General features: G+C 72.8%; 20 protein-coding genes and 1 riboswitch. Of the genes, 14 read left to right on the forward strand and 6 right to left on the reverse strand.

Annotated elements, in window-relative coordinates; translation table 11 throughout:
- Positions 1-118 precede the first annotated feature (118 nt).
- Positions 119-880 (reverse strand): SDR family NAD(P)-dependent oxidoreductase, encoded by a 762-nt coding sequence (locus tag GA0070607_RS19235; protein ID WP_089019444.1) that lies wholly within the window; start codon positions 878-880, stop codon positions 119-121.
- A 93-nt stretch (positions 881-973) separates the two neighbouring features.
- Between GA0070607_RS19235 and GA0070607_RS19240 the strand changes: the two genes are divergently transcribed.
- From GA0070607_RS19240 to GA0070607_RS19275, 8 genes are all read left to right on the forward strand, one after another.
- Positions 974-1,333, forward strand: a complete 360-nt coding sequence (locus GA0070607_RS19240; protein ID WP_089019445.1) for a histidine triad nucleotide-binding protein — start codon at positions 974-976, stop codon at positions 1,331-1,333.
- A gap of 8 nt (positions 1,334-1,341) precedes the next feature.
- Entirely contained in the window at positions 1,342-2,724 is a 1,383-nt protein-coding gene (locus GA0070607_RS19245; RefSeq protein ID WP_089021942.1) for a serine hydrolase domain-containing protein, read from the forward strand.
- A gap of 131 nt (positions 2,725-2,855) precedes the next feature.
- Positions 2,856-3,914, forward strand: coding sequence for a PhoH family protein (locus GA0070607_RS19250; RefSeq protein WP_089019446.1), 1,059 nt, complete (start codon positions 2,856-2,858; stop codon positions 3,912-3,914).
- Between the two features lie 15 nt (positions 3,915-3,929).
- Positions 3,930-4,403 (forward strand): rRNA maturation RNase YbeY, encoded by a 474-nt coding sequence (ybeY, locus tag GA0070607_RS19255; protein ID WP_089019447.1) that lies wholly within the window; start codon positions 3,930-3,932, stop codon positions 4,401-4,403.
- Positions 4,379-5,800, forward strand: coding sequence for a hemolysin family protein (locus GA0070607_RS19260; RefSeq protein ID WP_408630916.1), 1,422 nt, complete (start codon positions 4,379-4,381; stop codon positions 5,798-5,800). Before ybeY ends, GA0070607_RS19260 begins: the two co-directional genes overlap by 25 nt.
- The gene (locus GA0070607_RS19265) at positions 5,793-6,179 is read left to right on the forward strand and encodes a cytidine deaminase (protein ID WP_089019449.1); all 387 of its coding nucleotides are present in this window, start codon (positions 5,793-5,795) and stop codon (positions 6,177-6,179) included. Before GA0070607_RS19260 ends, GA0070607_RS19265 begins: the two co-directional genes overlap by 8 nt.
- Entirely contained in the window at positions 6,176-7,081 is a 906-nt protein-coding gene (gene era, locus GA0070607_RS19270; protein WP_089019450.1) for a GTPase Era, read from the forward strand. The genes GA0070607_RS19265 and era overlap by 4 nt, the downstream gene beginning before the upstream one ends.
- A 166-nt stretch (positions 7,082-7,247) precedes the next feature.
- Positions 7,248-8,360 carry an acyltransferase family protein gene (locus GA0070607_RS19275; RefSeq protein WP_089019451.1) on the forward strand — a complete coding sequence of 371 codons (1,113 nt, stop codon included), beginning with the start codon at positions 7,248-7,250 and terminating at the stop codon, positions 8,358-8,360.
- On the opposite strand, the gene GA0070607_RS19280 is transcribed toward GA0070607_RS19275, so the two are convergent.
- Positions 8,347-9,156 (reverse strand): DUF4097 family beta strand repeat-containing protein, encoded by an 810-nt coding sequence (locus GA0070607_RS19280; RefSeq protein ID WP_089021943.1) that lies wholly within the window; start codon positions 9,154-9,156, stop codon positions 8,347-8,349. The two genes, GA0070607_RS19275 and GA0070607_RS19280, sit on opposite strands and share 14 nt — an antisense overlap.
- A 102-nt stretch (positions 9,157-9,258) precedes the next feature.
- Here GA0070607_RS19280 and recO point away from each other — a divergent pair, with 102 nt between their 5' ends.
- The 5 genes from recO to GA0070607_RS19305 all read left to right on the forward strand — a co-directional run bounded on the left by recO (position 9,259) and on the right by GA0070607_RS19305 (position 12,365).
- Complete coding sequence (gene recO / locus GA0070607_RS19285) at positions 9,259-10,134, forward strand: DNA repair protein RecO (RefSeq protein ID WP_089019452.1); 876 nt, start codon at positions 9,259-9,261, stop codon at positions 10,132-10,134.
- An 8-nt stretch (positions 10,135-10,142) separates the two neighbouring features.
- Positions 10,143-10,943: an isoprenyl transferase gene (locus GA0070607_RS19290; RefSeq protein ID WP_089019453.1), complete on the forward strand. Its 801-nt coding sequence runs from the start codon at positions 10,143-10,145 to the stop codon at positions 10,941-10,943.
- 69 nt (positions 10,944-11,012) lie between these two features.
- Complete coding sequence (locus GA0070607_RS19295) at positions 11,013-11,198, forward strand: hypothetical protein (RefSeq protein ID WP_089019454.1); 186 nt, start codon at positions 11,013-11,015, stop codon at positions 11,196-11,198.
- Positions 11,199-11,361: 163 nt separating this feature from the next.
- The gene (locus GA0070607_RS19300; protein WP_231929984.1) at positions 11,362-11,607 is read left to right on the forward strand and encodes a thioredoxin reductase; all 246 of its coding nucleotides are present in this window, start codon (positions 11,362-11,364) and stop codon (positions 11,605-11,607) included.
- The gene (locus GA0070607_RS19305) at positions 11,604-12,365 is read left to right on the forward strand and encodes a pirin family protein (protein ID WP_089019455.1); all 762 of its coding nucleotides are present in this window, start codon (positions 11,604-11,606) and stop codon (positions 12,363-12,365) included. Before GA0070607_RS19300 ends, GA0070607_RS19305 begins: the two co-directional genes overlap by 4 nt.
- 40 nt (positions 12,366-12,405) lie before the next feature.
- On the opposite strand, the gene gndA is transcribed toward GA0070607_RS19305, so the two are convergent.
- Positions 12,406-13,848, reverse strand: coding sequence for an NADP-dependent phosphogluconate dehydrogenase (gene gndA, locus GA0070607_RS19310; protein WP_089019456.1), 1,443 nt, complete (start codon positions 13,846-13,848; stop codon positions 12,406-12,408).
- A gap of 445 nt (positions 13,849-14,293) precedes the next feature.
- Between gndA and GA0070607_RS19315 the strand changes: the two genes are divergently transcribed.
- On the forward strand, positions 14,294-14,650 hold the full coding sequence (locus GA0070607_RS19315; RefSeq protein WP_089019457.1) for a hypothetical protein: 357 nt from the start codon (positions 14,294-14,296) through the stop codon (positions 14,648-14,650).
- A 78-nt stretch (positions 14,651-14,728) separates the two neighbouring features.
- On the opposite strand, the gene GA0070607_RS19320 is transcribed toward GA0070607_RS19315, so the two are convergent.
- The 3 genes from GA0070607_RS19320 to GA0070607_RS19330 form a co-directional block, all read right to left on the reverse strand.
- Positions 14,729-15,529 (reverse strand): energy-coupling factor transporter transmembrane component T family protein, encoded by an 801-nt coding sequence (locus GA0070607_RS19320; protein ID WP_089021945.1) that lies wholly within the window; start codon positions 15,527-15,529, stop codon positions 14,729-14,731.
- Between the two features lie 11 nt (positions 15,530-15,540).
- A complete protein-coding gene (locus GA0070607_RS19325; protein WP_089021946.1) occupies positions 15,541-16,956 on the reverse strand; it encodes an ABC transporter ATP-binding protein in 1,416 nt (471 codons plus the stop codon).
- Between the two features lie 109 nt (positions 16,957-17,065).
- Positions 17,066-17,656 carry an ECF transporter S component gene (locus GA0070607_RS19330; protein ID WP_089019458.1) on the reverse strand — a complete coding sequence of 197 codons (591 nt, stop codon included), beginning with the start codon at positions 17,654-17,656 and terminating at the stop codon, positions 17,066-17,068.
- 76 nt (positions 17,657-17,732) lie between these two features.
- Positions 17,733-17,837: riboswitch (TPP riboswitch) on the reverse strand.
- Positions 17,838-17,896 lie beyond the last annotated feature (59 nt).

A 17,896-nucleotide genomic window follows, 5' to 3' on the forward strand; every position in this document is an offset into this window, starting at 1 on the left:
CGCCCCGCCCCCTGGGTGCCCCCTGTCGTCGATCTAGGGCATATCGTCGCTGTTGGAGATCCACTAGCGACGAAATGCCCTAGATCGACGGGGAAGAGGCGCGGCGGGGCGCGGGTGGTCAGCTGCGTAGGTAGGAGGCGCCGTTGAGGTCGACGATGGTGCCGGAGGCCCACTCGGCCTGGGGCGACGCCAGCCAGTGCACCGCGTCGGCGATCTCCTCCGGCCGGGCCACCCGGTCAAACGGGCTCTGCGCCCGGATCGCCGCGCCCGGATCGCCGCGGAGGTGTTCGGTGGTCATGTCGGTCGCCACGAAGCCCGGCGCGACGGTGGCGACCGCGATGCCGTACGGCGCGAGCGCCACCGCGAGGGACTGGCCCAGCGCGTTCAGCCCCGCCTTGCTGGCGCCGTACGCCGGCTGGTCCGGCTCGCCGCGGAACGCGCCCCGGGACGAGACGTTGACGATCCGCCCGCCGCGCTCCCGCATGTGCTGGGCGGCGCACCAGGTGACGTTGCCGGCGCCGGTCAGGTTGGTCTCCAGCACCTGCCGCCAGCGCTTCTGCCACTGCTCGTAGGAGGCGCCGAAGATCGGGTGCGGGTCGTCCCGGTCGCCGTACATCCCGGCGTTGTTGACCAGCACGTCCAGGCCGCCGAGCAGTTCGGCGGCCCGGTCGACCATGGCCCGGACCGCGTCCGGGTCGGTGAGGTCGGCGCGGACCACAACGTGCCCGGTGCCGGGCAGCCGGGCACGCAACTGCTCGGCCGCGTCGGCGGAGTCGCGGTGGTGGATCGCCACCCGGTCCCCGCTCGCCGCGAACGCCTCCGCCACCGCCCGGCCGATCCCACGCGAGGCCCCGGTCACCAGTACCGCCCGATCCGTCATGGCGGCCATCCTGCCGTAGCTGGCACCGATGTTAGGAAGGGACCCTTCCTCTACCGGAGGCGTTAACAAGGGGCCCTTCCTTACACTGCCCCGATGGGATCTGATTGCCTGTTCTGCCGCATCGTCGCCGGGGAGATTCCGGCCACCGTGGTCCGGGAGACCGCCACCACGCTCGCCTTCCGGGACATCGGCCCGAAGGCGCCGGTGCACGTCCTGGTGATTCCGAAGGAGCACTACGCCGACATCGCCACCCTCGCCCAGGGTGACCCGGCGCTGGCCGGGGAGGTGCTGGCCACGGCCGCCGCTGTGGCCGAGGACGAGGGGCTGCTCGGCGACGGCTTCCGGTTGATGTTCAACACCGGCGCGTACGGCGGGCAGGAGGTGTTCCACGCGCACGCGCACCTGCTCGGTGGCGCGCCGCTCGGCCCGATGCTCGCCCGGGACCTGGCGTGAGCGAGGCGATGTCCACCCGAGCCGTGGACGAGCGGCTGGGCCGGCTGGTCCGCCGGGTCCAGGCCGACGCCCGGGTGCCGGCGGTGTCGGCGGCGCTGCACCGGGCCGACCGCCAGTTGTGGAGCTGCACGGTCGGCGGCTCCGGCACCAGCAGCCCGTTGGGGCCGCGCACCCAGTTCCGGATCGGCTCGGTCACAAAGACCTTCACCGCGGTGCTCACCCTCCAGTGCCGCGACGACGGGCTGCTGGACCTGGACGACCCGGTGGGCCGGCACCTGGAGCTGCCCGCGCACGGTGAGCTGACCGTCCGCCGGCTGCTGTCGCACACCGGTGGCCTGCAACGCGAGCCGTTCGGCGACGTCTGGGACAGCCTGCGCGCACCGGACGCCGACCAACTGGTGGCCGAGCTGGACCGGGCCGAGCGGGTGCTGGCGGCGGCTCGCCGCTTCCACTACTCGAACCTCGGCGTGGCCGTGCTCGGCCAGTTGGTCGCCCGGCTGCGCGGCGGCAGCTGGGCCGAGGTGCTCGCCGAGCGGGTGCTGACGCCGCTGGGGCTGACCGACACCACAGTGGCTCCCGGGCCGGCGGCGGCCACCGGGTTCCTGGTCGACGCGTACTCCGACGAGGCGCACCAGGAGCCGCCGACCGACTTCGGCGCGGTCGGCCCGGCCGCCCAGCTCTGGAGCACCGCGACGGACATGGCCCGCTGGGCGGCGTTCCTCGCCGACCCGGCGGCGCTGGACCCGGCCGGCGCTGTGCTCGCCCCGGCCACGCTGGACGAGATGCGCTGGCCGCTGACCACCACCGACGAGACGCTCTGGGGGACCGGTTTCGGGCTCGGGCTGATCCTGGTGCCGCAGGGTGAACGGGTGGTGCACGTGGGGCACGACGGGGCCATGCCCGGTTTCCTGGCCGCGGTGTACGGCAGAAGGGGCGGCGACGGCACGGCGGGCGCGATGGGCGCCGCGGTGCTCGGCTCCTCCGGCACGGCGGCGGAGCTGTTCGATCTGCCGCACCGGCTGCTCGCGGCGGCGGTCGAGCACGACCCGGCCGAGATTGAGCCGTGGCGGCCCGGCGCACCCGCTCCGGCCGCCCTGCGGGGTCTGCTCGGCCGCTGGTGGGGCGAGGGTTTCGAGTACGTCTTCTCCTGGCACGACGGGACGCTGCGGGCGCGTGGGGCCGGCGACCCGCCGGGACGCCCACCGGCGATCTTCGCCCCGCTGCCGGACCGGCCCGACGTGTTCCGCACGGTCTCCGGTCGGGAGGCGGGCGAGCTGCTGAGGCTGACCCGGGACGAGTCGGGCGCCGTGGTCCGGATGCACTGGGCGACATACCGCTTCACCCGCCACCAGGAGACCTTCGACCGGTACGACTTCCGGGCCGGGGGTTGATCGCGGCCAGCGGAAATGGACGCGATGCGGGCCACGTTGAACGGATACGATGGGGGTAACGTCCGCACGCCGTGCCAGCAGGGCCGGCGCCGAGATCGAGAGCAGGTGCGCTGGGCCCTTCGGCCCGACCTATGACTGGCACCCCACCTCCCGGCCCGCCCCGGGTGCAGACCAGGATCACCGTGCCCGACTCGAAGATCATGGTCAATCTGCTCGGCGCAGGTGACGAGATCCTGCGACTTGTCGAACGCTCGGTCACCAGTGACGTGCACGTGCGTGGCAACGAGATCACCATCACCGGTGCGCCCGCGGACAATGCCCTCGCCGAGCGGGTCTTCACTGAGCTGCTCGAACTCATCGAGAAAGGCGAGACCCTGACCACTGACGCGGTTCGGCGTACCGTCGGCATGCTCGAGCAGGGCACCGCCGAACGGCCCGCCGATGTTCTGACGCTCAACATCCTCTCCCGGCGCGGACGCACCATCCGCCCCAAGACCCTCGGGCAGAAGCGGTACGTCGACGCGATCGACTCGCACACCATCGTCTTCGGCATCGGCCCGGCCGGCACCGGCAAGACCTACCTGGCCATGGCGAAGGCCGTCCAGGCGTTGCAGGCCAAGCAGGTCAACCGGATCATCCTGACCCGACCGGCGGTCGAGGCGGGTGAGCGACTGGGCTTCCTGCCCGGCACGCTGAACGAGAAGATCGACCCGTACCTGCGCCCGCTCTACGACGCGCTGCACGACATGCTCGACCCCGAGTCGATCCCGAAGCTGATGGCCGCGGGCACGATCGAGGTCGCCCCGCTGGCGTACATGCGCGGCCGGACGCTCAACGACGCGTTCATCATCCTGGACGAGGCGCAGAACACCACGCCCGAGCAGATGAAGATGTTCCTGACCCGGCTCGGCTTCAATTCCAAGATCGTCGTCACCGGTGACGTCACCCAGGTGGACCTTCCCGGCGGCACGACCAGCGGTCTGCGGGTGGTCCGGGAGATCCTGGAAAACGTCGAGGACGTGCACTTCGCCCAGTTGTCCAGCTCCGACGTGGTCCGCCACCAGTTGGTCGGGCAGATCGTCGACGCGTACGCCCGCTGGGACGCCGAGCGGGAGACCCAGCAGGCGCAGGGCGTCCACGCGGTGCCCGGGCGACCCGCCCAGGGCGGCCGTGCCGGCCGCCGCCGCTAAAGCAGAGGAAAGCAGTTGTCCATCGAGATCGCCAACGAGTCCGGTGTCGACGTCGACACCGACGCCGTGCTCGCCGTCGCCCGGCACGCTCTCGACGAGATGGGGGTCAACCCCCTCGCCGAGTTGTCCGTGCTGCTGGTCGACATCGACTACATGACCGAGCTGAACCACCGCTGGATGGGTGGCGAAGGCCCGACCGACGTGCTCGCGTTCCCCATGGACGAGGGCAGCGTCGACCACGGCCCGGGCGAGAGCGCTCCGTCCGGCGGCGAGCCGGCCCTGCTCGGCGACATCGTGCTCTGCCCCGAGGTGGCGGCCAAGCAGGCGGCGACCGCCGGGCACGCCCCGGCCGACGAGCTGCACCTGCTCACCGTGCACGGGGTGCTGCACCTGCTCGGCTACGACCACGCCGAGCCGGAGGAGGAGCGGGAGATGTTCGCGCTCCAGGCCCGACTGCTGGTCAGCTGGCGGTCGACCCGCACCCAGTGATGCCCACTCCGCTACTGGCGGCCGGCCCCACGGCCGGCCTGCCCGACCTGCAACTGATCGTCTTCGCGGCCGGCCTGGTGGTGCTGGCCGGCCTGATCGCGATGACCGAGGCGGCGCTCGCCGCGGTCTCCCCGGCTCGGGCCGCCGAGCTGGCCAGGGACGGCGTGCGCGGCGCCCGTACCCTGCAGACCGTCGCCGCCGACGTGGTCCGGCACCTCAATCTGCTCCTGCTGTTGCGGCTGCTCGCCGAGCTGACCGCCACCACGCTGGTGGCGCTGGTCGCGGTGGACACCTTCGGCGCCGGCTGGCGGGCCGCGCTGGTCACCGCCGGCGCGATGACCGTGGTCAGCTTCGTGGTGGTCGGGGTCGCTCCGCGCACCATCGGCCGGCAGCACGCGTACGCCGTGGGGCGGGCGGTGGCGCCGCTGGTCCGCTGGCTGGGCCGGGCGCTCAACCCGCTCGCGTCGCTGCTCATCCTCATCGGCAACGCGGTCACCCCGGGGCGCGGCTTCCGGGAGGGGCCGTTCGCCACCCAGGTGGAGCTGCGCGAGCTGGTCGACCTGGCCGAGCAGCGCGGCGTGGTCGAGCACGGCGAGCGGCAGATGATCCACTCGGTCTTCGCCCTCGGCGACACCATCGCCCGCGAGGTGATGGTGCCGCGTACCGAGATGGTGTGGATCGAGGAGGGCAAGACCCTCGCGCAGGCGCTGGCGCTGTTCCTGCGGTCCGGTTTCTCCCGCATCCCGGTGATCGGCGAGAGCGTCGACGACGTGCTGGGTGTGCTCTACCTCAAGGACCTGATCCGACGGTCCCGGGGCGGTGACCCGGACGCCGAGCAGTTGCCGGTGGCCGAGCTGATGCGGCCGGCCACCTTCGTGCCGGAGTCCAAGCCGGTCGACGACCTGCTGTCGGAGATGCAGGCCGCCCGCAACCACCTGGTCATCGTCGTCGACGAGTACGGCGGCACCGGCGGCCTGGTCACGATCGAGGACATCCTGGAGGAAATCGTCGGTGAGATCACCGACGAGTACGATGTCGAACGCCCGCCGGTCGAACGCCTGGCGGACTCCGCCGTGCGGGTCACCGCCCGCCTGCCGGTGGAGAATCTGGGCGAGCTGTTCGACACGGACCTGCCCACCGATGAGGTGGAGACGGTCGGCGGCCTGCTCGCCCAGTCGCTGGGGCGGGTGCCGATCCCCGGAGCGCAGGCCGAGGTGGCCGGCCTCCGGCTGGTCGCCGAGGGCACCACCGGCCGGCGCAACCGCATAGACACCGTTCTGGTCAGCCGGGTGGAACCGGGCGACGAGCAGGACACCGCGGGGCGTGGCGAGCACGCCGGCCCCGGGGACGACCAGGACCACTATCGAGACGAGGAGAGGCAACCCGCCGATGCCTGACACACCCGCCGCGCACGCCGCCCGGCCCACCCCCACCGCGCCGGGCCCGCTGAGCGCCGAGGACGGCAAGCTGGTCGTCCTGGCCCGGGGAGCCCGTGGGCGGGTCGGTGCCGTCGAGGGCGCCGCGGTCCGGGACCAGGATGGCCGCACGTACGCGGCGGCCAGCGTCGCGCTGCCCTCACTGACCCTCACGGCGTTGCAGCTGGCGGTGGCCTCGGCCGTGGCGGCCGGGGCGAGCCGGCTGGAGGCGGCGGTGGTGGTGACCGAGGCGTCGACGCTGGACGGCGCCGGGCATGCCGCGGTGCGTGACCTCGCCGTGGACGCGCCGATCCACGTGGCGGCGCCGGACGGCACCGTGCTCGGCACGGTGACCCAGTGACCCCCGTCCAGGATCCGGACGGTCGCCCGTACCGGGCCGGGTTCGGCTGCTTCGTCGGCCGGCCCAACGCCGGCAAGTCCACGCTGACCAACGCCATCATCGGCACCAAGATCGCGATCACCTCGAACAAGCCGCAGACCACCCGGCACGTCATCCGGGCCGTGCTGCACCGGCCCGAGTCGCAGCTGGTCCTGGTCGACACGCCGGGCCTGCACCGCCCCCGTACGCTGCTCGGCGAGCGCCTCAACGACCTGGTGCGATCCACCTGGACCGAGGTCGACGTGATCGGCCTGTGCATCCCGGCCGATGAGCCGGTCGGGCGCGGCGACCGCTTCATCACGGGTGAGCTGGCCGGGTTGAAGGCGACCGTGCTGGCGGTGGTCACCAAGACCGACCTCGTGGACAAGCGCCGACTGGCGGAGCAGTTGCTCGCGGTCAGCAAGATGGGCGAGTTCGCCGAGATCGTGCCGGTGAGCGCGGTCTCCGGCCACCAGGTGGACACCCTGGTCGACGTGATGACCAGCTACCTGCCGCCGTCGCCGCAGCTCTACCCGGACGACATGCTGACCGACGACCCGGAGCAGGTGCTGGTCGCGGAGCTGATCCGGGAGGCGGCCCTGGAAGGGGTCCGTGACGAGCTGCCGCACTCCATCGCCGTGGTGGTGGAGGAGATGATCCCCGAGGGTCAGGTCATGAAGATCTACGCCGACCTGTACGTGGAACGGCCCAGCCAGAAGGCGATCGTGCTCGGTCACAAGGCGAGTCGGCTCAAGGAGGTCGGCACCACCGCCCGCAAGCAGATCGAGGAACTGCTCGGCAGCCGGGTCTACCTGGACCTGCACGTGCGGGTGGCGAAGGACTGGCAGCGCGACCCGAAACAGCTGCGCAAGCTGGGCTTCTGATCGACGCACCGGTCCGGCCGGGCTTTCCGGTCGGACCGGGGCACATGATCACCTTCGGTCGGGCACGGGGCGAAATTCACGTTTGACAGGGGCGACCGCCGTTTGGCGGCGCGGCCGCGAAGGGTAGGGGAAGTACGCCCGGCGTCCCCGACCCAGATGCAGGCTGATGCGCAACAGATACCTCGATCTGCTCCGGTTCCTCGCCATCGTCCGGGTGGTCGTCTACCACGTCACCGGGTGGGCGACCCTCACTCTCGTCTTCCCGGCCATGTCGGTGATGTTCGCGCTGGCCGGCTCGCTGATGGCCGCCTCGCTGACCCGCAGCGGACCGGCTGCGGTCGGCCGCCGGCTGCGGCGGTTGCTTCCGTCGCTGTGGGTGGTGGCGGTGATCTTCGTGCCGGCCATGCTGCTCACCGGGCTGCCGGCGTCCTTCCGGCTGCTGCTGTGGCTGTTCCCGATCGCCGATCCACCGGCCAACCACTGGGGTGCCCTGGCGCTGAGCGTCATCTGGTACCTGCGCGACTACCTCTGGTTCGTGCTCGCCTCGCCGATCGCGTTCTGGCTGTTCCGGCGAGCCCCGCTGCCCACTCTGCTCGCCCCGTACCTCCTGCTGGTGGCGATCGAGACCGGGATCTACCCGGCGCCGCCGGTGCTGCGCGAGTTCGGGCTCTACTTCGGCGCGTGGCTGCTCGGCTTCGCCCACCACGCCGGGATGCTGCGCCGCCTCGCCGGTCGGGTGCTCTACCCGGTGGCGCTGGCGCTCGCGGTCGGCGGCGGGGCCTGGATCGTCGCGCATCCGGGCCCACGCGGGTACGACCTCAACGACAACCACCTCGGCAACGCCCTCTGGTCCGCCGCGTTCATCCTGATCGTGCTGGGTCGGGCACCGGCGGGGATCGCCTGGTTGGGCCGTAGTCGGCTGGCCGACCGCACGGTGACCGTGGTCAATCGGCGGGCGCTCACCGTCTACCTCTGGCACATGCCGTTCGTGGTGGCGCTCACCCCGCTGGTGGACGTGGTCGGCTGGTCCCACCAGGACCCGCTGGGACTGGCCGTCCGGGTGCTGCTGGTCTTCGTGCTGGTGGGCCTGGTCGCCCTGGCCGTCGGCTGGGTCGAGGACGTCGCCGCCCGTCGCCGCCCGGAGCTGATCCCCGGTGGCCCGGCGGTCCGGTTGGGTGCCGAAGCGGCGGACGGTATCGGGGCGACCGTCGGACGAGCGGTGGTGCCGGCGCAGCGGACGGCCGGGGAGGCGGCCAGCGTCGAGGTCAACGCTCGCTGATCGTGAGGTTGCCGCTGTCGGCCGAGCCGTCGAGCACCAGGGACGCCGCTGGGTTGTCGGCGACGGTGACCGTCTCGTCGCCCGAGTCGGCGTTGGACCGGACCCGGTAGCTGCCCTGTGGCACCACAAGCGTGACGTCACCGCTGGAGGCGTGGACCCGGGCCGAGGCGGGCTTGTCCAGTTCCACGTTGACATTGCCCGAGCTGGCCTCGGCGTCGACCGTGCCGCCCAGCCGCCGTGCGGTGATGTCTCCCGACGAGGCGCGTAGCCGTACCGCCGCGGCGGCCTCGTTCACCTCGATGTTGCCGGAGCGGGCCTCCACCCCGACGGCGCCCGACGCACCGGAGATCCGCACGTCGCCCGAGCTCACCTGTAGCTCCACTGTGCCAACCCGGCTCAGCTCGACGTTGCCGGAGCTGGTCTCGCCCTGCACGGCCACGCCCTCCGGCACCGTCACCTCGTAGGAGATGCTGCACTGCGAGCCGCAGTCGGTGTCCAGCACCAGCTCGCTGCCCTCGATCTCGTACCTGGCGTTGTCCGGTTCGCCGCCCTGGTAGCGCACCACCCGCTTGATCCGGGCCTGCCCGGCCGGGCCGGTGCCCCGGACCACCACGTCGCCAGAGCCCCCCTGCACCCGGATCGCGGTGATCTTCACCGTCTCGGTGTCGTCGTAGTCGAGCCGGCGGAAGGACAGGTTGTCGCACCCGGCGAGCAGGATGAGGGCGGTGGTCAGCCCCAGCGCGATGGGGGCGGCGGCGCGACGGCGGAGGTCGGCGGTGGTCTGGTGCAGTGCCATGGCGAGCACGCTACGGCCGGTCACCGGCCCGCCGCATCGGGGTTCCTCCGCGCATCCACCCCGAGCCGACCCTGATTTCACACCCCGAGGGAGAATGGTCCGATGGCCGGGTACCGCCGACAGCTCTACCGCGACGACGCGGTGGTGCTGCGCGTGCAGAAGCTCGGCGAGTCCGACCGGATCATCACCCTGCTGACCCGCCGGCACGGCCGGCTGCGTGCGGTGGCCCGAGGGATCCGTCGCACCACAAGCAAGTTCGGTGCCCGGCTGGAGCCGTTCGGCCACGTCGATCTCCAGCTCGCCGGTGACCCGAAGGGCAACCTGGGCAGCTCGCTGCACACCGTCAGCCAGGTCGAGGGCATCGACCTGTACGGCAAGCGGTTCCTCGGGGACTATCCCCGCTACACGGCGGCCAGCGCGATCGCCGAGACCGCCGAGCGGCTGACCCCGGTGGAGCGGGAGCCGTCGCTGCGCCTGTTCCAGCTCACCGTGGGCGCGTTGAAGGCGCTGTCCCGGGGCGAGCACGCCACCACCCTGGTGCTCGACGCGTACCTGCTGCGCGGGATGGCCCTCGCGGGCTGGGCGCCGGCGTTGATCGCGTGCGCGGTCTGCGGCACGCCGGGGCGGCACAGGGCGTTCTCCGTGCCGGCCGGCGGCGCGGTCTGCCCGGATTGTCGGCCGCCCGGCGCGGCCCATCCCGCGCCGGCCACCATCGATCTGATGTCCGCGCTGACCACCGGCGACTGGGTGATCGCCGACGCCACCGAGGCCGGCGTACGCCGGGAGTGCAGTGGGCTGGTGGCGGCTCACCTGCAGTGGCACCTGGAACGCGCGCTACGCTCGCTGCCGCTGGTCGACCGGGGTCCCTCGGCGGCCGGCGCGGTCCCGCCGCCGGGCGGCGCGGGGGCCGCGACGCTCCGGCCGCACGGCGACGTGGAGGCCGGGGCGGACGGCGCGAGCAGGGAGAGAGCCGAGTGATCCGATCGATGAGGGCCGGCCGGCGTGAGCCGGTGCCGCCGACACCGCACCCGTCGGGCGCCCGGCCGCCGGCGCTGCCCGGCGAGGCGGTGCCGAAGCACGTCGCCGTGGTGATGGACGGCAACGGCCGGTGGGCCAAGGAGCGCGGGCTGCCCCGCACCAAGGGCCACGAGGCGGGGGAGCACAGCCTCTTCGACACCATCGAGGGTGCCATCGAGATGGGCATTCCGTACCTGTCGGCGTACGCGTTCTCCACCGAGAACTGGCGGCGCTCGCCGGACGAGGTCCGGTTCCTGATGGGGTTCAACCGGGATGTCATCCGCCGTCGCCGCGACCAGCTGGTTGAACTCGGTGTCCGGGTGGTCTGGTCGGGCCGGCCCGGGCGGTTGTGGAAGAGCGTCATCTCCGAGTTGCAGACCGCCGAGGAGATGTCCCGCGGCAACTCCACGCTGACCCTGCAGTTCTGCGTCAACTACGGCGGGCAGGCGGAGATCGGCGACGCCGCCGCCGCGATCGCCCGCGACGTGGCGGCCGGGCGGCTGGACCCGGCGAAGGTCACCGAGAAGACCGTGGCGAAGTACCTCTACCACCCGGAGATCCCGGAGGTGGACCTGTTCCTGCGCCCCTCCGGGGAGGAGCGCATCTCCAACTTCCTGCTGTGGCAGACCGCGTACGCCGAGCTGGTCTTTCTGGACACGCTCTGGCCGGACTTCGACCGCCGTCACCTCTGGTACGCGTGCGAGCTGTACGCCCAGCGCGACCGGCGGTTCGGCGGCGCGCTGCCCAACCCGGTCGCCCCGGTGGGCTGAGCCGAGGCTTACCGGCACGTCACGCTGGGTATCACTGAAGTCAGGAGCCACTGACGGAGGTGAACCCACATGATCCAGAAGCGCATCGCACAGTGGGCGGTGATGGCGATCGCGGTGCCGTTGGCCGCGGCCGGCGCCCGCCGACTCAGCCACACCCTGGAGGCCCGGCGTGGTCCCTCCGGGGTGAGCCGGCTGCTGACGAAGGGCGCGGACTTCATGCGCCCCCAGAAGGCCAAGCGCCGCCGGTTCTGGTAAGCCCGATCTCCAGGCGCCGCCCGCATTCGTGTGGGCGGCGCCTTTCCCTGATCCATCGCCGACCTCCGTGTCGATCAAGCGGCGCGTGGGCGGGGGCGGGGGTGTGCGGTTGTTCTTCGGTGGTGGGGGGAGGGGCGCGAGTAGGGTCCGGAGGTGGCGGCACTTGGCGGTTGGGGTGGACGTGCGGGATCTCCGGTACAAGATGATCATGGCGTTGAACGCGGCCGATCTGGGTGACCCGATCTGCGAGCAGGTGGCCGAGATCTGCGCGGAGATCGCCGAGCAGCACTGCGCCGAGTTCGGCCACACCCCCCAGCTGCGCACCGGCGAGATCGCCGAGCTGGCGACCGGGGACCCGGCCCTGACCTGGGCGCCGTCGCCCGCCGACACCGGGCAGCGTGCCTGGTGACCGCGCCCGCCCCGGCGGTCGACGTGCGCCGGGCCGAGGACCGCTTCGCCACCCGGATCTCCTGGCTGGACTCCAAGCACTCCTTCTCGTTCTCCCGGCACTACGACCCGGCCAACACCCACCACGGATTGCTGCTGGTCAACAACGACGACGTGGTCCGCCCGGGTGCCGGCTTCGAGACCCACCCGCATCAGGACATGGAGATCGTCACCTGGGTGCTGCGCGGTTCCCTCGTGCACCAGGACTCGACCGGGCACTCCGGGGTGATCTATCCGGGGCTGGCCCAGCGGATGAGCGCCGGCACCGGCATCCTGCACTCGGAGAAGAACGACGCCTGGCGGCTCAACAACCAGGAGCCGCACAGCGACCCGGTGCACTTCGTGCAGATGTGGGTGCTCCCCGACGAGGAGGGTGTCGACCCCGGCTACGAGCAGCTGGAGATCGAGGACGAGCTGCTGCGCGGCGGCCTCGTGCCGGTCGCCTCCGGAATGGAACGCTACGACGGCGCGTCCGCGATCCGGATCCGCAACCGGTACGCCACCCTGCACGCCGCCCGACTCGCCCCCGGCGACGAGGTCACCATCCCGGACGCGCCCTACGTGCACCTGTACGTGCCCGACGGCACGGTGAACCTGGAGGGCAGCGGCCCGCTCGGCACCGGTGACGCGGTCCGGCTCACGATGACCGGCGGCCGTCGGGTCACCGCCGACGAGCCGGCCGAGATCCTCGTCTGGGAGATGCACGCCACCGTCGCCTGACCCCGACCCGGCGTCCGGGAGAGGGCCGGGCGACGCGTCGTCAGGCCGGGGACTCGGTACGGTCTCCCGCCCACGTGGTGTGGAACGAGCCCTCGCGGTCGACACGCTGGTAGGTGTGCGCGCCGAAGTTGTCCCGCAGGCCCTGGATCAGCGCGGCCGGCAGGCGCTCGGCGCGCAGCGCGTCGAAGTACGCCAGCGACGACGAGAACGCCGGGGTCGGGACTCCGGCCCGGGCCGCGTCGGCCACCACCCGCCGCCAGCTCGGCACGCCGGCGCCGACCGCCTCGGCGAAGTACGGAGCCACAAGCAGCGTGGGCAGCTCGGGCTGCTCGTCGTACGCCTCGCGGATCCGGTCCAGGAAGCGGGCCCGGATGATGCAGCCACCCCGCCAGATGGTCGCCGTGCCACCGAGGTCGATGTCCCAGTCGTACTCCTGGCTGCCGGCGCGGATGTGGTCGAAGCCCTGCGCGTACGCGACGATCTTCGAGGCGAGCAGTGCCCGGCGGACGTCCTCGATGAACGCCTCCCGGTCGGCCACCTGCCACTTCTCACCGGCGTCCGGGAACGCCCGCTGGGCCGCCTCGCGCTGGTCGACGTGCCCGGAGAGGGAGCGGGCGAAGGTCGCCTCGGCGATCCCGGTGATCGGTACGCCCAGATCGAGCGCGCTCTGCACAGTCCACCGCCCGGTGCCCTTCTGCTCGGCCCGGTCCAGCACCACGTCGACGAAGGGCTGGCCGGTGGCCGCGTCGCGGTGGGCCAGCACGTCGGCGGTGATCTCGATGAGGAAGGACTCCAGCTCGCCGCCGTTCCACCCCCGGAAGATCTCCGCGATCTCCGCCGGCTCCGCGCCCAGTCCGGCGCGGAGCAGGTCGTACGCCTCGGCGATGAGCTGCATGTCGGCGTACTCGATGCCGTTGTGCACCATCTTGACGAAGTGCCCGGCGCCGTCCGGCCCGATGTGCCGGCAGCACGGCACCCCGTCCACGTGGGCGGAGATCTTCTCGAACATCGGCCCGAGCTTGGCGTACGACTCGACCGAACCACCCGGCATGATGCTCGGCCCGAGCAGCGCGCCCTCCTCGCCGCCGGAGACGCCGGTGCCCACGAAGTGCAGACCGTGGGTGCGCAGCGCCTCCTCACGGCGGCGGGTGTCGGCGAAGTGGGCGTTGCCGCAGTCCACGACGATGTCGCCCTCCTCCAGCAGGGGCACCAGCTCGTCGATCACCGCGTCGGTGGGCGCACCCGCCTTGACCATCACGATCACCGCCCGGGGCCGTTCCAGCGACGCCACGAAGTCGGCCATCGACTCGCCGGGCACGAAGGTGCCCTCGTCGCCGTGCTCCGCGATCAGGCTGCGGGTGCGCTCAGGCGAACGGTTGTGCACCGCCACGGTGAAGCCGTTGCGGGCCAGGTTGCGGGCCAGGTTGCGGCCCATCACCGCCAGCCCCGTCACGCCGATCTGCGCGGTCGCCTGCTCAGCCATCCGTGCCGCCACCTCTCACCGTCGTACTGCCGTGTTGCGACCGTATCGCGGTGCGCGGCGGAGCGGGCCGCCTCGTCGACAGCCGGTGATCGGCCGGTGGCGCTCAGCCCCGGCCAGCTGATTCTCCGCGCGGTCACCATCGCGGTGGGCGCGTCGGCAGCGGGCCGCCGATGTTGCCAGGAAAACCGGGTGCGCCGGTACCCGCCCACCCGATAGCGTGCGGGCATGCGCAACTGACGCCCCACTTCCGAGCCGGCCCGCTGCCCCGCGCCGCGGTCCGTGCGCTCCCGGGCGTCCCGCATCCCCACCCGCCGCGCGGCGGTGCCGGCCCTGCCCCACCCCGGTGAGCAGTCCCTTCCCTCTCGACCGTCGCGGCGCGACGGTCACCAGCTGAGCCGATCGAGCGCGGGAACCGCGTTGACGGTCGGCACCGAAGGAGGCCCGGATGCCTGCCAGGCGAAACCCGAAGAAGAAGTCGTCCCGTACCCCCGCACCGACGCCGCCCGGCACCGGGCCGGCGGCTGGCCGCGGCCCGCTGCCGGCTCTGCCGATCCACCCCGACCTGCCGGCCCTGACGGTCGAGTCGGCCCTGCCGGTCGGGGTGCCGCCGGCGATCGACGTGCCGGTGGTGGTCGACGTGCCGGCGGCGCTGGACGTGCCACCGGTGGCCGACGCATCGCTGGCGGCCGGCCGGCCGGCGGCGCCGAAGGCCGGACCGCCGCAGGCCGGGGCAGGCCGCTCCGCTGGCGGCAAGAGCCAGCGAGCCGGTCAACCGCGCCGCTACGCCTTCCGCCGCAGCTGACCGGCCCCGACCCGCGAGATCTCACGGTTGCCGCCTCCGCAGCGGCGGGGGCGGCAACCGCAGGATCGTGGGGGAGGGTCAGCCGAGCAGGGGGCGGAAGGTGCCGAGCAGCACGCTCACCGTCAGGGCCGCGCCGGCCAGCGCGACCGCTCCGGCGATGAGCAGTCCGTCGGCGGGGCCGAAGGGCTGACGGCGGGCCACGGTGCGGGGCGTTCCGGCGTCGAAACCGCGGGCGTCCATCGCCACGGCCAGCCGGGTGCCCCGGCGGATCGCCCCGACCAGCAGCGCGAACGCGGTCGAAGCGAACAGCCGCAGCTTCGCCGCCGGGTTACGTCCGGCATCGACGCCCCGTGCCCGACGGGCCATGCTGATCATCTGCCACTCCTGACCGAGCAGCGGTACCAGCCGGAACGCGGCCAGTGCCCCGATGGCGAACCGGGCCGGCGCCTTCGCGTTCTGGATCAGCGCGTCGGCCAGGTCGGTGGGGTCGGTGGTGGCGAACACTATGACGCCGGGCAGGGCGACCGCGAGCACCCGCAGGATCAGGCCGAGCGCGGTGAGCAGCACTCCGGTGGTCACCAGCACCGGCCCCGCGTCCAGCAGGACCCGGCCGGACCGGTCGGAGGCGAAGAGCACCAGGGTGACCAGGATGCCGACGGCGCTGACCAGCAGCGGCCACGCCCGCCGGGCCAGCACGCCGTAACGGATGCCGAACAGCGGCAGCACGGCGAGTTCGACGGCGATGGCGATCGCCGGGGCCACCGGGTCCAAAGTGGCCAGCAGGGTGAACGAGAACACCAGCGCGGCCGCCACCTTCGCCACCGGGTTACGGCGGGCCAGCGGCGCACCGGGCACGGCGACCGGCTCGATGCTGATCATCGAGCGGCCGGTCACGATCGCTCCAGGGTGACGGTTCGGTCGGCGAGCGCGGCGACGAAGTCCGGGTCGTGGGTCACGGTGACCACGCCGTGCCCGGCGTCGCGGAGGTCGGCGAAGAGGTCGACCAGCTCCCGCCAGGTCCGCCGGTCCTGACCGAATGTGGGTTCGTCGCAGATCAGCAGGCGGGGGGCGGTGGCCAGGGCGGTCGCCACGCTCAGCCGCCGGGCCTCTCCACCGGAGAGGGTGTACGGGTTGGCTGCGGCGAGCCGGGTCAGCCGCAGCCGGTCCAGCAGCCCCGCCACGGTCTCCGTGACGGCCGCCTCGGGCTGGCCGGTCCGACGCGGGCCGAGCGCCAGCTCGTCGAAGACGGTGCTGGTGACGAACTGGTGCTCCGGATCCTGGAAGACCGACCCGATCCGCCGGGCCAACGCGGGCGCCCGCCACCGGTGCGGCGCGGTGCGGTGGTCCGGCCCGGCCAGCTCGGCGGACGCGGTGACCCGGCCGGCGCCCGGCCGGAGCAGCCCACCGAGCAGCAGCGCGAGAGTCGACTTGCCGGCCCCGTTCGGCCCGCGCACGGCGAGCGCCTCCCCGGCGCGTACCACCAGGTCGGTGGGGGCCAGCCGGGGCGGCAGGCCGAGCCGGTCGGCGGTGAGCAGCAGCTCGCCGGGGGCTGCGGGCCCCCGCCGGGTGGCGACGGGATGACCCGGCACCCAGACGCCCTCCGCGGCGAGGGCGGCGCCGTGCGCCGCGAAGACCGCCTCCGGCGGGCCGTCCGCGCGGACCCCGCCGCCGGGCTCCAGGACGACCACCCGGTCGACCAGCGGGAGCGCCTCGGCGACCCGGTGCTCGACCAGGATCAGCGTGGTGTCGGCGTCCAGCGCGCCGGCCACCGCCCGCCGGACGAGGTCGGCCCCGGCCGGGTCGAGGTTGGCTGTCGGCTCGTCGAGCAGCAGCAGGCCGGGGCGCAGGGCCAGCGCACCGGCGAGGGCGAGGCGTTGCTGCTCGCCGCCGGAGAGCGCGGCGGTGGGCCGGTCCCGGTCGTACGGGAAGCCGACCCGGCGCAGCGCCTCGTCCACCCGGGGCCAGATCTCGCCCGCCGGCACCCCCCGGTTCTCCAGCCCGAAGGCGACGTCGTCGCCACTGCGGGCCATCACCAGCTGGGTCTCCGGGTCCTGAAAGACGATGCCGACCCGTTCCCGGCCCTTGCGCGGGTCGAGCCCGTCGATCTCGACGGTGCCCTCCTGCTCGCCGGAGTCCTCGGGCAGCAGCCCGGCCAGCGCGCTGAGCAGCGTGCTCTTGCCGGCCCCCGACGGACCGAGCAACAACACCCGCTCCCCGGCCTCGACCCGCAGGTCCACGCCGCGCACGGCCCACGCCCGGCGCCCGGCGTGCCGCCACCCGAACCCCCGCAGCTGAACCCCGCTCACCACACCCCCCAGCCCCGCCGCCGGCTCCACCCTGCCCCGTCGATCATGAGGTTGGCGGCACTTCCGGAGATCCACCCGAGGGCCAACCTCATGATCGACACGGGTGGGGTCAGATGGCGGCGCGGTCGCGGGCGACCGGGAAGCGGTCCAGGACGCCGGTGTTGGCCAGGGCGCGGGTCAGGACCCAACCGCCGACGCCGGCGATCACGGTGGCGCTGACGATGGTGAGCAGCGCGTACGGAACGCGGTAGTCGGCCAGGTCGTACTCGGCGTTCCAGACGAAGAAGTCGAACAGCGCGGCGCTGAGTCCGGTCAGCGCACCGGCCACCACCGCGGACGGCAGCCGGAACGAGCGGTACCGGAAGGCCGCGAAGGCCAGCTCGGCGCCGAGGCCCTGCACGATGCCCTGCGGGATCACCGTGCCGGCCCACTGGCTGCCCAGCAGCGCGGAGAGTACCGCGGCGACCGTCTCGCAGTAGAGCGCGGCGCCGGGCTTGCGAATGACCAGGCCGCCGACCACGGCCGGCATCAGCCAGACGCCGTAGATCAGGGTCTGCGCCGGCGGGAAGAAGGCGAACGCGCCCTCGGTGGCGCTCCACACCAGGCCCCAGGCCCAGAAGATGACGCCGAAGGCGACCGCGATCACCGAGGCGACCACGATGTCGATGGTGCGCCAGCGGTTGGTGTCGCTGTGGTTCATGTGAATGCTCCCAGTCCTGACTGCGAACCAGGAGAAGACGCACGCCGCGCGCCCGGTGGCACCGGACGGCGGCGCGGCTGGAGGTCGACCGAACTCCCTGCGCTGGCATTACCCAGATCAGGTTCGAGGGTCTGCGGGCGTGCCCGCACTCTCAGCGCTGTGCGCTCCCCTGTCGGATGTGAAGTTGTCTCGCTGACGCTAGCACCGACCAGGGGTACCGGCCCAGCAGGGCGTCCGCCC

This window comes from Micromonospora coriariae (assembly GCF_900091455.1).
Taxonomy (GTDB): domain Bacteria; phylum Actinomycetota; class Actinomycetes; order Mycobacteriales; family Micromonosporaceae; genus Micromonospora; species Micromonospora coriariae.

Coding starts and splice junctions, on each gene's coding strand:
- GA0070607_RS19235 (WP_089019444.1), bottom strand. CDS start 880: ATGACGGATCGGGCGGTACTGGTGACCGGGGCCTCGCGTGGGATCGGC.
- GA0070607_RS19240 (WP_089019445.1), top strand. CDS start 974: ATGGGATCTGATTGCCTGTTCTGCCGCATCGTCGCCGGGGAGATTCCG.
- GA0070607_RS19245 (WP_089021942.1), top strand. CDS start 1,342: ATGTCCACCCGAGCCGTGGACGAGCGGCTGGGCCGGCTGGTCCGCCGG.
- GA0070607_RS19250 (WP_089019446.1), top strand. CDS start 2,856: ATGACTGGCACCCCACCTCCCGGCCCGCCCCGGGTGCAGACCAGGATC.
- GA0070607_RS19265 (WP_089019449.1), top strand. CDS start 5,793: ATGCCTGACACACCCGCCGCGCACGCCGCCCGGCCCACCCCCACCGCG.
- GA0070607_RS19275 (WP_089019451.1), top strand. CDS start 7,248: ATGCGCAACAGATACCTCGATCTGCTCCGGTTCCTCGCCATCGTCCGG.
- GA0070607_RS19280 (WP_089021943.1), bottom strand. CDS start 9,156: ATGGCACTGCACCAGACCACCGCCGACCTCCGCCGTCGCGCCGCCGCC.
- recO (WP_089019452.1), top strand. CDS start 9,259: ATGGCCGGGTACCGCCGACAGCTCTACCGCGACGACGCGGTGGTGCTG.
- GA0070607_RS19290 (WP_089019453.1), top strand. CDS start 10,143: ATGAGGGCCGGCCGGCGTGAGCCGGTGCCGCCGACACCGCACCCGTCG.
- GA0070607_RS19295 (WP_089019454.1), top strand. CDS start 11,013: ATGATCCAGAAGCGCATCGCACAGTGGGCGGTGATGGCGATCGCGGTG.
- gndA (WP_089019456.1), bottom strand. CDS start 13,848: ATGGCTGAGCAGGCGACCGCGCAGATCGGCGTGACGGGGCTGGCGGTG.
- GA0070607_RS19315 (WP_089019457.1), top strand. CDS start 14,294: ATGCCTGCCAGGCGAAACCCGAAGAAGAAGTCGTCCCGTACCCCCGCA.
- GA0070607_RS19320 (WP_089021945.1), bottom strand. CDS start 15,529: ATGATCAGCATCGAGCCGGTCGCCGTGCCCGGTGCGCCGCTGGCCCGC.
- GA0070607_RS19330 (WP_089019458.1), bottom strand. CDS start 17,656: ATGAACCACAGCGACACCAACCGCTGGCGCACCATCGACATCGTGGTC.